The organism is Chitinivorax sp. B (assembly GCF_005503445.1).
Taxonomy (GTDB): Bacteria; Pseudomonadota; Gammaproteobacteria; order Burkholderiales; family SCOH01; genus Chitinivorax.
This window is the reverse complement of record NZ_SCOH01000045.1, coordinates 1-14,284: the sequence shown is the minus strand read 5'-3', so window position 1 is coordinate 14,284 and position 14,284 is coordinate 1. Positions and strand designations below refer to the sequence as shown.

General features: G+C 54.2%; 10 protein-coding genes. 6 read left to right on the top strand and 4 right to left on the bottom strand.

From position 1 onward, the window contains the following. The first annotated feature begins 17 nt into the window (after positions 1-17). From FFS57_RS20625 to FFS57_RS20615, 3 genes are all read left to right on the top strand, one after another. Complete coding sequence (locus FFS57_RS20625) at positions 18-773, top strand: DeoR/GlpR family DNA-binding transcription regulator (RefSeq protein WP_137939717.1); 756 nt, start codon at positions 18-20, stop codon at positions 771-773. Positions 774-1,152: 379 nt separating this feature from the next. Beyond that, entirely contained in the window at positions 1,153-1,824 is a 672-nt protein-coding gene (locus tag FFS57_RS20620) for a class I SAM-dependent methyltransferase (protein ID WP_137939716.1), read from the top strand. A gap of 136 nt (positions 1,825-1,960) precedes the next feature. After that, positions 1,961-2,596: a tetratricopeptide repeat protein gene (locus tag FFS57_RS20615; protein WP_171014109.1), complete on the top strand. Its 636-nt coding sequence runs from the start codon at positions 1,961-1,963 to the stop codon at positions 2,594-2,596. 16 nt (positions 2,597-2,612) lie between these two features. On the opposite strand, the gene FFS57_RS20610 is transcribed toward FFS57_RS20615, so the two are convergent. The 3 genes from FFS57_RS20610 to FFS57_RS20600 form a co-directional block, all read right to left on the bottom strand. Continuing rightward, positions 2,613-3,344: a hypothetical protein gene (locus FFS57_RS20610; RefSeq protein ID WP_137939714.1), complete on the bottom strand. Its 732-nt coding sequence runs from the start codon at positions 3,342-3,344 to the stop codon at positions 2,613-2,615. A 178-nt stretch (positions 3,345-3,522) separates the two neighbouring features. Next, positions 3,523-5,154, bottom strand: a complete 1,632-nt coding sequence (gene ipdC, locus FFS57_RS20605; RefSeq protein WP_137939713.1) for an indolepyruvate/phenylpyruvate decarboxylase — start codon at positions 5,152-5,154, stop codon at positions 3,523-3,525. Positions 5,155-5,503: 349 nt separating this feature from the next. After that, positions 5,504-8,266 carry a valine--tRNA ligase gene (locus FFS57_RS20600; RefSeq protein WP_137939712.1) on the bottom strand — a complete coding sequence of 921 codons (2,763 nt, stop codon included), beginning with the start codon at positions 8,264-8,266 and terminating at the stop codon, positions 5,504-5,506. A 238-nt stretch (positions 8,267-8,504) separates the two neighbouring features. On the opposite strand from FFS57_RS20600, the gene FFS57_RS20595 reads away from it, so the two are divergent. After that, entirely contained in the window at positions 8,505-11,018 is a 2,514-nt protein-coding gene (locus FFS57_RS20595) for a penicillin acylase family protein (RefSeq protein WP_137939711.1), read from the top strand. Positions 11,019-11,082: 64 nt separating this feature from the next. Here the strand turns inward: FFS57_RS20595 and FFS57_RS20590 are convergent, their stop codons facing one another. Continuing rightward, complete coding sequence (locus FFS57_RS20590; RefSeq protein WP_249384094.1) at positions 11,083-11,628, bottom strand: hypothetical protein; 546 nt, start codon at positions 11,626-11,628, stop codon at positions 11,083-11,085. 440 nt (positions 11,629-12,068) lie between these two features. Here FFS57_RS20590 and FFS57_RS20585 point away from each other — a divergent pair, with 440 nt between their 5' ends. Continuing rightward, positions 12,069-13,019 (top strand): M23 family metallopeptidase, encoded by a 951-nt coding sequence (locus tag FFS57_RS20585; RefSeq protein ID WP_137939710.1) that lies wholly within the window; start codon positions 12,069-12,071, stop codon positions 13,017-13,019. A 280-nt stretch (positions 13,020-13,299) separates the two neighbouring features. Further along, the coding region (locus FFS57_RS20580) for a M23 family metallopeptidase (protein ID WP_171014108.1) at positions 13,300-14,284 on the top strand (985 nt) is incomplete at its 3' end.

Genomic DNA, 14,284 nt, shown 5'->3' with positions numbered 1-14,284 from the left:
GTAATTAAGGGGGAAACATGCTGACCAGTCAGCGCAGAAAGCACCTGCTGGATGTCTTGCAGCGTGAGGGACAGGTGATTGCCAGGGTGATAAGCGACCAACTGGGCGTGTCGGAAGATACCATTCGCCGGGATTTACGGACCCTTGCGCAAGAGGGGTTGTGTCAGCGGGTTCATGGTGGTGCGCTACCTGCTTCACCTGCGATGGGTACCTTGGCGGCTCGGCAGGGTATTTCCATCGAGGCTAAGCGCCATATTGGCGAGGCAGCAGCGCGCATGGTACAGCCAGGGCAGGTGATTTTTGTCGATGGCGGCACGACCACCACCCAGTTGGCGCGTAGCCTACCACGCGATCTGCATGCCACCGTTGTCACCCACAGCCCGGCTATTGCCGTGGAATTGGGGCAACATCCGCACATCGATGTGGTGATGATCGGCGGGCAATTGTTCAAACACTCGATGGTGGCAGTCGGTGCCGCCGCCGCTGAGGCGATCCGCCGTATCCGGGCAGATATCTATTTCATGGGGGCATGCAGTCTGCATATTCAGGCAGGTATCAGTACCGGTGATCTGGAAGAAGCACACATCAAGCGGATGATCTGCGAAGCCAGTGCTGAAACGGTGGTGCTGGCTTCGCCCGAAAAGCTGGATACTGCGTCACCATATACTATCGTGCCCTTAAGCGAAGTAGATGCAATCATTACGGTGCGGGACATTCCAGAAGAACAGGTGGCACCATACCGCACGGCTGGTCTGTCAGTTGTGCGGGTTTGAGGCTTTCTGCGGCTGTTTGATCAGATTCGAGTAACTCGGCTTGGCGACCTCCTGTCTGAAATGGCAATGGTCCACCATGAAAGATGGTAGGGTGACGAGTCCTTCCCTTTATCTGGTTCCCTCGAAAGCCTTTGTCTTTCACGCAATATCATGTTGTGAATGAAAATACTTCCTTGCCGATTCGGTAGGGCTGAAGCAGTCTTTTCCATACTCGCCTTGTTTTGCCTGATACCTGAGTTTTTTGAGTCGCCCACTTGTTTAGGCGGTTTGCCCGCGAAGTGGCCCACTCGGCCTGCATTGCTCTTCAATCGCGAAGCGTTGTGCCTGTTCGACTGAACATTTCTCCTGCACTACGCTGTTGCCATGAAAAGAGTTCACAATGCCTGGCTATCAAGTCAAGTACGAAACCGTTGCCATAGAGGGCGACGATGATCTTTATATCCGTTCATTACTGGATCGCCAGCAATTTTCTGACCCTGAGGGTATTGCAGAAGCTGCTGGGATCTCGGCAGCCACATGGTCATTGTTTGGTCAGGTCTGGCCTTCTTCGTTGCGGCTCGCAGCTGCCGTTGCCAAACTGAATCTGGTCGGCAAACGGGTCTTGGAAATCGGCTGTGGCTTGGGGCTGGCCAGTTTGGTTGTACATCGTAAGTTGGTGGATGTGACGGCATCCGATTATCACCCGCTGGTGGGCGAGTTCCTACGCCAGAATTTGCTGCTGAATCAGCTGCCACCAATGAATTATCAACAAGGCGATTGGGGAGTACACGATGCATCTCTGGGCATGTTTGACCTGATTATTGGTAGTGACGTGTTGTATGAGCGTGACCACCCGCAGTTACTTGCCGGATTTATTGAACGCCATGCCGAATCCAGCATGGATGTGATGATCGTCGATCCCAACCGTGGTAACCGCACTGCTTTCTCCAGGCAGATGGCTTCATTGGGTTATGATTTGACAGAAACGCGACTGGATTGCGTTCAGGCCGATGGCGAAGCCTATAAGGGGCGCATGCTACATTACAGCCGCGTCGTCACCTTACCGAGTTAAGGATGATGACCTTGGTCTTGTGCTTGGTCATTTTGTCCTAATCACCCGCTGGAAAAATTGTCGGACACGTTGTAGTAATACATTGGTCATCCCAAACGACCAATTCAGGCAGCCTGTTGTAATGAAAGGGGTGTCTATGTTTCATCTGATGCAAATTGTCTATTTGGTCGCGAGTGCCTGTGTGGTTGCTCCTGTCGTGGCAGCTGATCGTGCCTGGCAAGGTTATCAGGACGGGAATTATGTGGTGGCAGCCAAGGACTACGAACGCCGTGCCCGGCAAGGGGAAAAGCTGGCCCAGTTCAACTACGCCATGATGCTGTTACGTGGCGAAGGTGTATCGGTAGACCCAAAGGCAGGCCTGCAATGGTTGAATCGGGCTGCGGATGGCGGCTTGGCACAGGCCCAGTTCGCCATGGGGTTACTTTATGAACATGGCGAATTGGTCGCCAAATCACTGGCTGAAGCTACTCGATGGTTCGGGTTGGCAGCTCAGCAGGGTCATGTTGGTGCTCAGCAGAATTTGGCAACCCAGTATTTTCTGGGGCGTGGCGCCCAAAAGGATATGGCCCTGGCTGCCAAGTGGTATTTGAAAGCGGCTGAAGGCGGCGATATGGCATCGCAGTACATCATTGGCACATTATATGAACAGGGCGATGGCATTCAGAAAGATGATAGTCAGGCCCTGTTCTGGTTCACACAAGCGGCCCGTCAGGGCGATATGGCAGCGGGCATTCGTGCCAAGGTGGTTGCCAGGCGTCTGGCGGCCGAGTGAGGCAACGATTGGCTGGTTATTTGGCCGCCGCCTTGCACAGACTTAAATTTGTCCGTGTGGCTTTGACCACCGGCAGCCAGGTTTCCGCATCAACCGGCGGCAGCTTTTCTCGAATCTGTTCATCGGTCAGTGCGGCATCTTCGGCCAGTGGCTGCAAGGTTTTCACGCAACCGGCATAGTCCTTCAGCTTGTATTGGGTGATGGCAATATCATTGATCACCCGGCCTTCGTCATACCAGTGCATGAATTTGCTGCATTGCGCCAGCAGCGGTGACAGCGTGTCATAGGCTTGTTGGTAATCCTTCTTGCGGTATTGAGCCAAGAACGCATCCTTGGTACGCCGCTGGTTGGATTGCTGGCATGTACTCGGCTGCTTGAAATAACTGCCTTCAAAATAGGCGCGTGCACCACAGTAGTAACGGCAATATTCGTCGCCGGCTTTGATGCCAACATCAATCTGACCGGCTTTGCCATCAAAACTGACCACGCAGATTTCTCCAGGGCTATAATCTTGGGTGAGTTTGGCTATGCCATTGATGATCTGGCCATCCAGCCCACAGCTATGGCCATTGGTACCAGCAACATCAATGGAAAATGCCTGTTTGCCGTTTTGTACCGACTTGATACTGAGCGTTCCCCAGCCACGTTCGGTGGCATATTCGCCAGCAGGTAAGGGGGTGGCATTGACTGCCTGGTTGTACAGAGGCATCAGCAGGTAGGCTGCAAACAGCAAGTGATTTCGTTTCATAAGTAGATGGTTGCGCATTGGCCAAAGGGGCGTTGGGTTTGGTTGAAAGTGCCTAGCGATTCATCATACTGGATAAGTACTCCTTGAAGCTTGGCAGAATCAGCAGGGTGCCGGGAGGATGGTTTGCCATCTATCGCTCGGGGAATGATGGCTCAAGGCTGGGGTGATGTGATTTCAGTCAGGCAACCACGCTCGACAATCGTTTGACCCCGGCGACAAAGCGCGACAGTGTCGGTGACAGTGTGCCACGTGGCAGCATGACCTCAATCAGATGGAAGGCGTGTGGCTCAGCCATGGCCCGCTCCAATGCGGTATGAAGTGCCTGCCGGGTATCGACCCGGATGCCAATGCCGCCAAGCGATGCTGCAATATCGGCAAAATGCCAGTCATCCAGATCGTTGAAATGCGATTCCGGTTGAAAGGTGCGCAGCATTTCCCAGCTCTGGTTGTTCAGTACGATGACGATGGGAGCCCAGCTGGCTTTGCGGCAGTTACCCAATTCCCATCCGGTCATCTGAAAGGCGCCGTCCCCAACCAGCACAAGCGGGCGTTTGCCCGATGTCGCAGCAATGCCGAGGGCAGCAGGGACTCCAAATCCCATTGATGCGTAATATCCGGGTGCCACCAGTGCGGTATGTTTGATATCCAGAGCGGTAAACAGGCAATCACCAATGTCACAGGCAATGGGCAGGTCGCCGTGGTGGTCCATCAAGTCGTTGATGGCGGTGGCGATGTCATGTGGGGTGATCGATTGTTGATCATGTGGCATCTGTGTGGGGTAGTGCATGATCTGTGTGCGACTGGCGGCCTGAATGGCTGTACTCGGCAATCGATCGAGCAAAGCACGGATCAGGCTTTCCAGCGGGATGTCTGCATAGTGATGGAAGCCAAGTGACACCTGTCGGTCTGCGGCATTGATACAGCGCCGGAAATCAATGCGGCTGGCCGATACGCCAAAGTTGGTATCCGACAGGATCACGCCCAGCATCAACAAACCGTCGGATTTTTCCACCAGTGCGGTGACGTCGGCGATACCGGCCACGCCTAAATAGGTACCCGACAAGGGTGCGTCAGTTTCTGCCAGCAGACCACGCCCCATGAAAGATGTGACCACCGGAATTCCCAGTCTGCTGGCCAGTGTTGCAACCAGTTGTTCCAGGCCGAAACGGCGGATTTCGACACCTACCATCATGACGGGTTGTTTGGCGCGGCGCAGATGAGCCAGCACGTCATCGGCGCAGGCTGCCAGGGCATCCTCGTCTGCCGGGCGACTGGGCAGCAGTGGGACAGGCCCACAAGGGACGCGCACCATGTCACGCGGCAGTTCGATATAGACGGGACGGGATTCATCCAGACATTGACGCAGGACACGGGCAATTTCGGCTGGCGCCGAGGCGGCCTGATTCAGGCAGGTATGGGCGCAGGTGATTTCGCTGAAAATCAGGCGTTGTGAATCAAATGTCTTGGCCTGATGGTGCAATCCAAGGCCTGCTCGTCGTTCCTGCGCACCAGGGGCCCCTGATATGACGACCAGCGGTGATTTTTCCGCATAAGCACCGGCGACAGGATTGACCAGATTGAGGGCGCCAGCACCGTAAGTGACGGCCGCCACACCCAGCCCGCCACGGTAGCGGGCTGCTGCGTCGGCAGCAAAACCGACCGCAGGCTCGTGGCTGAGGGTATAGAGCGGTAAACGGCCCGACTCTTCAATGACCTTGAAAAAGGGTAAGGCAAAGTCGCCAGGGATGCCGAAGATTTCCCGGGCACCATAGGCGTGGAGCGCATTGAGCAGCGACTCGGCGAGTAACATGGGTCTGCCCTGTATAGGTTGGACACGCAACGCTACCATCGAAATTTCATGCTAATCAATACGGATTGATGGATGTGTTGTTGTTCTAAATGATCTAATTTTTAGAGTTAAATGCCAAATATGGTTGATATTTTGGTGGAAAATGCTTGATTGGGATGGCGGGGCGGAGCCGATTGCCAAACTATTGCGTCACCGGGTGATTGGCTATTTGTGAATTGATTGATTTACATCAATTGGCGGCTCGGTTCTGTTGACATGATTTCATCGCGCTCTTGGGTTAGGTGTTGGTGCCAGTATGAAAAACGCCCATCCGGTCGGGGATGGGCGTCGTTTTGGCCAGAGAAATAGATCAGGCCAGTTTAGCCAGTTGTTCTTTGAAGCGGGTCAGTTTCTCGCTCAATTCGGCAACTTGGGCGCGGTCTTTCTCAACCAGATGGGCCGGTGCCTTGTCGGTGTAACCGGGCTTCTCCAATTTGGTATTGACCTTGTCCAACTCGGCTTGGGCTTTCGCCATTTCCTTGTTCAGGCGGGCGGTTTCCGCTGCCTTGTCGATCTCCACCTTCAGCATCAACCGCAGGCCGCCAACAACGGCTACGGGTGCGTCGTCTGTTGGCAAACTGTTGACCAGATTGACTTCTGATAGCTTGGCCAGCAACTGGATATACGGCGCAAAATGCGCCAGTTCGCCAGCTGGGTCTTCGATGAACAGCGGCACTTTCTGCGCCGGGCTCAGGCCCATTTCGCCGCGCAGGTTACGTGCACCGTGCAGTATTTCCTGCAGGCGGCTCATTTCGGCCAGCGCGGCTTCGTCGATCTTGCTCAGATCCGGCTGCGGGAAGGTAGCCATCATCAGCGAATCGCACTCTTTTCTGCCAGCCATGGGCGCGACGATCTGCCACAGTTCTTCGGTAATGAACGGGATGATCGGGTGAGCCAGGCGCAAAGTGGTTTCCAGTACGCGCGCTAATGTACGACGGGTGGCGCGTTGCTGGGCTTCATTGCCACCTTGCAACTGTACCTTGGCCATTTCCACATACCAGTCGCAGTACTGATCCCAGGCAAACTCGTAAATGGCTTGTGCAGCCAAATCCAGGCGATAGGTTTCGAACGCCTGGTTGACGGTCTGCTCGGTCTGCTGCAGACGGCTGATGATCCACTTGTCGGCAAAGCTGAATTCCAGCGGCAGGCTTTCATCCAGGCCACAGTCTTTACCTTCCAGATTCATCAGCACGAAACGAGTGGCATTCCACAGCTTGTTACAGAAGTTGCGGTAGCCTTCGCAGCGTTTGAAGTCGAAGTTGACGTTGCGACCCAAGGTGGCGAAGCTGGCCATGGTAAAGCGCAGTGCATCCGTGCCATATGCTGGGATGCCATCTGGGAACAGCTTGCGGGTGGCATTGGCAATCTGTGGTGCCTTTTCGGGGCGACGCAGGCCGGTGGTACGTTTTTCAACCAGCGGTTCCAGCGCGATGCCGTCGATCAGGTCAACCGGGTCGATCACGTTGCCTTCCGACTTCGACATCTTCTTGCCTTCGTGATCGCGCACGATACCGTGGATGTACACATCCTTGAACGGCACGGTGTCGAGGAAGTGGGTGGTCATCATGATCATGCGCGCCACCCAGAAGAAGATGATTTCGTAGCCAGTTACCAGCACCGATGACGGAACAAACGTCTTCAGCGCGTCGGTATTGTCAGGCCAACCCAGCGATGAGAACGGCACCAAGGCTGAGCTGAACCAAGTGTCCAGTACATCCGGGTCACGGGATAACGTCTTGCCCGGTGCTTTGGCTTGGGCTTCCGCTTCGGTGCGACCAACGTACACATTGCCTTCGGCATCATACCAGGCAGGGATTTGATGGCCCCACCACAGTTGGCGCGAAATACACCAGTCCTGAATGTTGTTCATCCACTGGTTGTAGGTGTTCACCCAGTTTTCCGGGATGAATTTCACATCGCCAGAATCAACCGCACGTTTGGCCTTGTCGGTGATGGTCTTGCCATCCGGGCCGGGTTGGGTCATGCCAACGAACCATTGATCGGTCAGCATGGGTTCGATCACCGAACCAGTACGGTCACCACGCGGGACCATCAATTTGTGCGGTTTGACGGATTCCAGTACACCTGCTGTTTCTAGATCGGCTACAACCGCCTTACGCGCAGCAAAGCGATCCATGCCGACATATTTGGCCGGCGCGTTTTCGTTGACCTTGGCTTCCAACGTAAAGATGTTGATCTGTGGCAGACCATGGCGCTGTCCGACTTGATAGTCGTTGAAATCGTGCGCTGGGGTCACTTTGACCACACCAGTGCCGAATTCCTTGTCCACATAGCTGTCTGCAATCACCGGGATTTCGCGGTCACACAACGGCAATTTGACGGTCTTGCCAATCAGGTGTGCATAACGCTCATCTTCCGGATGAACCATTACTGCCACGTCACCCAGCATGGTTTCTGGGCGGGTTGTTGCTACGGTCAGCTGGCCTGAGCCATCAGCCAGCGGATAGTGGATGTGCCACAGGTGGCCGTCTTCTTCCTCGCTGATCACTTCCAGATCGGATACTGCAGTACCCAGCACCGGGTCCCAGTTCACCAGCCGCTTGCCACGATAGATCAGGCCTTGTTCGTATAAACGCACGAATACTTCGGTCACTGCCTTGGACATCTTGTCGTCCATGGTGAAGTATTCCTGGTCCCAATCCACCGAACAGCCCATGCGGCGCATCTGGTTGGTGATGGTACCGCCTGAGATGTCCTTCCATTCCCAGACCTTGCCGATGAAGGCTTCGCGGCCCAGATCATGGCGCGATACCTTCTGTGCAGCCAGTTGGCGCTCCACCACGATTTGGGTGGCAATACCGGCATGGTCGGTACCTGGCATCCACAGCGCGTTATAGCCACGCATGCGGTAATAGCGGGTCAGGCTGTCCATGATGGTCTGGTTGTAAGCGTGGCCCATGTGCAGGGTGCCGGTCACATTGGGTGGCGGCAACTGAATGCAAAAGGCCGGTGCAGCCGGATCCATTTTCGGTTTGAAATATCCTTGCGATTCCCAGTACGGGTACCAGCGGGACTCAATAGCGGCGGGTTCGAAGCTCTTGGCTAGTTCCATTTTGTGCGGTGCAAAAAGTCGATACTAAACGGGTCATTATACGATGCGCGGCTCAAAGCGCACGCATTACGGCACATAAATCCCGCCATCTTCGTAAAATGCGCTGCTTACCTTTTCCCCACCCAGAAAGCGGCAAGGTAGAGATCAAACAACACGCGATAGCCGACTGGTCCGGATAAACTGGACGTGGTGTGAAGCAACAAGAACCAGAAAACCATCCATAGAAGGGAGTTTCACCATGTTGTCGTATTCCTTGCCGGTACGCTTGCGAACTGTGGCGATCGCCGTTGGGCTGATGTGTAGCGGATTGACTGCTTGTACCAGTTTTCTGGAAAGTCATTTTGCCGAGCCACCACATCCTGCAGAGATGCGTCTTTTGGGGTTGGCACAACCGGTCAGCGTGCGTCGCGACGAATTGGGGATTCCATTGATTGAGGCGCAGTCTATGAATGATCTGGCCTATGCCATGGGGTATGTCGCAGCGGAGGATCGTTATTCGCAGATGGTCGGCTTCAAGATGATTGCGCAGGGCAGGCTGGCGGAAATGGTTGGCGAGCCGGCATTGGATATTGACCGTTACATGCGCACGCTGAATCTGCGCCGATCCGCGCAGATCTTATGGGACGGGACCTCACCGGAAACCCGTCAACTGCTGACTCGTTACGCGGCGGGTGTGAATGCCTGGCGTGCCAGCCGCCCATTGCCAGCAGACATGCAGTTATCCAGCACGAACCCGGAACCATGGCAGCCAAAGGATTCCATGGCCGTCATGGCGCTGATCAATTTCGGATTGGCGCAAAACCTGCAGGAAGAAGTCAGCTTCTTGCGTATGGCCCAGCAAGTGGGCGTGGAAAAGGCCGCATGGCTGACACCGGTTTACCCCGACGAACCGATTCCACTGGATGAGGCCCGCAAACTGGCGGGTTTGGACTTGAATGCCGTACAGCCAGCGGTGAAGCAACTGCTGGGTACATTGGCATCGCTGGATCAGGTGACGGGTCATAATCTGGCTGCATCCAATAACTGGGCGGTGGGGCCATCACGTACTAAATTGGGCGCCAGTATTGTCGCCAACGATACGCATTTGTTGCTGAGTCAGCCGGCCACCTGGCATTACATCCACGCGAAGGCTCCAGGGCTGGATGTGGCGGGTGTGGCTGTTGCCGGCTTGCCGGGCATTGTCGCGGGCTTCAATGGCAAGGTTGCATGGGGTATGACCATGGTCATGGCCGACAACCAGGATATCTTTCTGGAGCAGCTGAAAGCCGTCGATGGCAAATTGCATTACTTGTACCAAGGCCAATGGTTGCCATGTGTGGCACGTGAAGAAACCTTTATGCTGAAAGGTGGTAAAACCGTCAAGGAAACCATATACGAAACCCGGCATGGTGCGTTGTTGAACGCGGCTTTGTATCACGTACCCAAAAGTGATTTGTTGGCCCGGCAGGTACGTACTGGCTATGGTTTGGCACTGCAGACATCGGCGTTTGAACCTGATGCGACGTTGGATGCCTTCTTGGCAATCAACCGTGCCAACAATGCGGAGGAAGCCAGAGCAGTGCTACGCCAAGTACGGGCTATCGAGCTGAATGTGGCTTATGGCGATCGTGCCAATATCGGTTGGCAGGTGACCGGGCGTTATCCGGTACGCAGTAAGGGCCGTGGTCAATTGCCATCTCCTGGATGGAATGGTGAATACGATTGGCAAGGTTATGTGTCACCCGATCAGCTACCAGCATCGTTCAACCCCGCTGCGGGGTTTTTAACGACAGCAAACAACCGGACGGTGGATGCCAGTTATCCGCATCATCTGACCTCCAGCTGGTATTACCCGGAGCGAGTGGGGCGTGCAATGGAGCTGTTGAAGAACGACGCTCAACATACCACTGCAGCCAGCCAAGCCATGCAACTGGATCGCACATCCTTGTTGGCTAAGGAATTGGCAGCATGGCTGGGGAAACATGATCTGACTGGTGCTGCCACTCGTTTGTCGCCAGAGCAGCAGCAAGCTGTGCAATGGGCCAAAACAAAGTTGATAGCTTTTGATGGCAGCATGGCGCCGGAGTCGGCGGATGCTGCGCTCTATGGCATGTTCATTTATCACTTGGCACGCGATACCTTCGGAGACGAACTGGAGGTTGGCAGTGAAGCTTGGCATGCCTTTGTCCGGGTGAACGACGCCAATTACGGTGCGGTGGATGACCATTTACATGGCCGCGAGGATAGCCCTTTCTGGGACGATATTCTTACACCGCCGACGGAAACCAAGCCTGACATCATCGCGCGCGCATTGGCGCATGCGGTTGAGTCGATGAAGCAGCGGCAAGGTAACGATCCAGCCAACTGGTCGTGGGGCAAATTGCATACCTATTCCTGGCAAACTGAAGCCACCAAGCTGGCGCCCCATTTGGGTTGGCTGGAACGGATGGCGTTATCGTTTGCCAGGGATTATCTGGATCGGGGTCCATATCCGGCAGGTGGGGATCATTCCACCTTGAATGTGGCCGCATATCCGGCGGGTGAGCATTTCGAAACCTGGATGGTACCGGCCATGCGGATGGTGGTGGATTTTGGTTTGGATGAGCCGATGCAATTCGTCAATCTGTCCGGACAGTCATCAAACCCTGGCAGCGTACACTACGACGACGGGATTCATTGGTGGTTGCAGGGCAAGTATCAAACCATGCCGTTCAAGCAACAACATATCGACCGGCTGTATGGCCCCCCGATCCAGTTGTTACCCGGCAGGTGACAGAATTGAGGCCATGTGAACGCTTGATCGGCATGGCCCATTTCACCTCTAAACCAGCACCAGCTTAGCTGGCATTGGTTGATTCGGCCGGTGCGACTTCGTCAGACTTCGGAGTGTCTTTTGGCGGCGCATCTTCCTTGATCGTATAGTTGGGATCGCTGACCCAGCGGCTCAAATCCTTGGCCAACGCGACTGAGCAACGTTCAATGATTGAGCAGGTACCCTTCAACCCGGCAAAGAAGCCACCTGTGGACCAACGGTTGATTTTGGCTTCGCGTTTTACCTTGCCGTTTTCCAGCAGTTCTGCCTGAACGGTCACGGCTTTGGGGCCAGACCAGGCGCCACCACCTACACCCAACACATGGGTGATCTGCAAGCGCAATAGTTGCTTGCCGGATTTATCGGCAGAGACATCGATGGTGCCGCCTTCCAGCTTGTTCAATTTGGCCAGCGCTTTGCCCACATGCTGGGCAAGTTGGTCCTCGATCTTGCACTCTTCTTTTACCTTTTGCACCACACCTGCGTTCGGGTGATAGGTCACAGGCGTTTCCAACAGCACGGGTTCAGCTGCCAATGCGTTCAAACTGATACCGGCCAGGATTGTGCACACTTGTTTTTTCATCATCTTGCCTTGGGTTGGTTGATCAATATGTGTTTCGCGAATAACCGGCTAATCGTTATCCACCGCTGAATCAATACCGATACGAAGCGTGGACATCGGCCAATCGAACCGGATCGATCGGTAAGTAGATTGCTCGAAATGCCAACAGATTATGCCGAATGGGCATGACTTGGCAAAAATTCAATGGATTGGTTATTGAATACGTATTCACTTGCTTAATTATATGAATACGCATGATTTTTCAGCCTGTAAGCCTTGCCAGTGCACTATGTGGTACATGGCGAAAGTTGAATGCTTTTGACATATTTTTTATGAATTCTAAGCTGAAAAATGGTTTTCAGTCAGGTGGTTACATTTATTCTGACTGTTGCCTGGTGTGCGCAGCGTAATCGGCTGCGTTTGACAGTTTGAGATGGAAAGGAGTTTTTATGTTGATTCGTACACTCCGTATTTCTGCTGTTTGCCTGTTACTGGGGACCGGCTTGCTGCCAGCGGCCAGTCATGCTGAATCGCGTGAAGTGATGGATGCATCACTATCGCAGACCGCCAGGGATTTGTATGCGGCGGGCGCTGCAACATGGGCACAGCGTGAATCCACTACTGGCGAAACCATGGTGGAGGTGAACAAGACCGATGCCAGCGGTAACTGGATGTTGGGCTCAGTGACCCCCGTGTTGAAAAGTACTGCGCATGAGGCCCCGAACGCCGTGTTCTTCCTGGCACACCGGGTAGATGGTGTGTGGCTGGTTGGGATGGAAGGTAGCCTTCGCTTCCGGGAGCTGGCCACAGCGGCACCGCCGGACTTGCTAGATAGTCAGGAAAAGCAAAATTTCACCCGCCAGCCCAATGACTTAGAGGCCATGGTGCCAACCGGCCTTGCCCTGCCATGGCGAGAAGGTGTGGCGTGGTATATGGGGGGCGGGCCCCATGGCAATAGCGGAAACAGCAGGCCATTCAACTCGATTGATTTTAATGGACGCGATGGACGCGTGCTGGCACCACGTGCGGGCAAGTTCTACCGTAGCTGCGTACGTGGTGGTAGCGCATTGATCAAGTTGGTCCATGATAACGGGTTGTCCACTACCTATTACCACATGGTCAATCTGGCCAATTACTCGGATGGTACGCAGATCAGCAAGGGTACTTACTTGGGGACCATCAATATACAACTGCCTTGCGGTGGTTTTGCCTCTGGGCCGCATGTGCATTTCTCCCTGTTGCGTAACAACGCTCCCTTGTCAGTCAACAATCAGACGATCGGGGGCTGGACATTCTATGAAGGTAGCCAAGCCTATCGTGGTTATGCGCTGCGCAATGGGCAGCGTGTCAATCCCGGTGGTTCGCTAGTCAATTATGGTACCAGTCTGATGCTGGATTGATATTCGGCAACGAGGGGCTGACCGATTGTTGGTCAGCCTCATCTGGCTGTTTTTAATTCCATTTCTTATTACTGTCCACCGGTCATTAACCTTTTCTGTATACATGTGAATTCGTTCGTATTTACCAAATAAGCAAAATGCGTTTGACATATCGTGTAATGGCTATATGATATTGGCATTGACGACTTGTCTGCAGTGGCTGACGGCACAATTGTGTTGTCATTTGGCCCGCCGGTTTGTTGTGGTAGATCCATCGCGCCAGATCAAAAAAGGGGGAAATATGATCAGCAATTCACAAAAACTAACAATCGTTGCAACATTGCTTGCGGGCATCTTTGCGCCAGTGGTCGTGCATGCCGAATCTCGCGTGATTACTGACTCGCAACTTACCACGGCGGCCAACACCGCTTTTGCAGGCAGCATGAACAAATGGGCGATGGCAGAGTCCACCACCGGTGAGACCGTGGTTGAGGTCAACAAGAAAGACCCGTCAGGTAACTGGATGCTGGGTTCTGTGACTGCAGTCATGAATGCCCGTACTCACCAGTCACCCAAGTCGAAATTCTTTATTGCACGTAAGTCAGGGGAAAACTGGAAATTGGCCATCGAAGGTACCGAGGAGTTTCTCGATATGCTCGATAAAGTGCCGACCAGCCTGATGGACGACGCAGAAAAGCAAAGTTTTGCTGCTCAGCAGAACAAGCAGGAATTGCTTGTCGATACTGGCTTGTCGCTGCCGTGGCAGGAAGGCGTTGCCTGGTACATGGGTGGTGGCCCGCATGGTAACAGTGGCAGCAGCCGGCCATATAACTCGATCGATTTCAATGGTGGCAACGGCCGCGTGCTCGCACCACGAGCCGGCCGCATTTATAAAAGCTGTATCCGCAATGGTAGTGCGCTGGTCAAGCTGGTACACGACAACGGCTATACCACTACTTACTACCACATGGTGAATCTCGCCAATTTTGCAGATGGCACGCAAATCAACAAAGGCACCTACATCGGAACGATCAATGTTCAGCTGCCTTGCGGCGGTAGCGCGTCTGGTGATCACGTACACTTCTCGTTGATGAAGAATGGCCAGGAAATCCCGGTCAATGGCCAGACCATTGGTGGTTGGACTTTCTATGAAGATAGTCGCCCGTATGGCGGCTATGCGCAACGTAGCGGCCAGCGTGTGAATGCAGGAGGTGGTGCGTTGATGAACTATGGTGGTGGGGGTACCACACCTACTCCAACACCGACGCCAACCCCAACCCCAACCC

Excerpts from the sequence above, each read along its gene's own strand:
- FFS57_RS20600 (WP_137939712.1), bottom strand. The coding sequence starts at position 8,266 with ATGGAACTAGCCAAGAGCTTCGAACCCGCCGCTATTGAGTCCCGCTGG.
- FFS57_RS20615 (WP_171014109.1), top strand. The coding sequence starts at position 1,961 with ATGTTTCATCTGATGCAAATTGTCTATTTGGTCGCGAGTGCCTGTGTG.
- FFS57_RS20585 (WP_137939710.1), top strand. The coding sequence starts at position 12,069 with ATGTTGATTCGTACACTCCGTATTTCTGCTGTTTGCCTGTTACTGGGG.
- FFS57_RS20620 (WP_137939716.1), top strand. The coding sequence starts at position 1,153 with ATGCCTGGCTATCAAGTCAAGTACGAAACCGTTGCCATAGAGGGCGAC.
- ipdC (WP_137939713.1), bottom strand. The coding sequence starts at position 5,154 with ATGTTACTCGCCGAGTCGCTGCTCAATGCGCTCCACGCCTATGGTGCC.
- FFS57_RS20625 (WP_137939717.1), top strand. The coding sequence starts at position 18 with ATGCTGACCAGTCAGCGCAGAAAGCACCTGCTGGATGTCTTGCAGCGT.
- FFS57_RS20595 (WP_137939711.1), top strand. The coding sequence starts at position 8,505 with ATGTTGTCGTATTCCTTGCCGGTACGCTTGCGAACTGTGGCGATCGCC.
- FFS57_RS20610 (WP_137939714.1), bottom strand. The coding sequence starts at position 3,344 with ATGAAACGAAATCACTTGCTGTTTGCAGCCTACCTGCTGATGCCTCTG.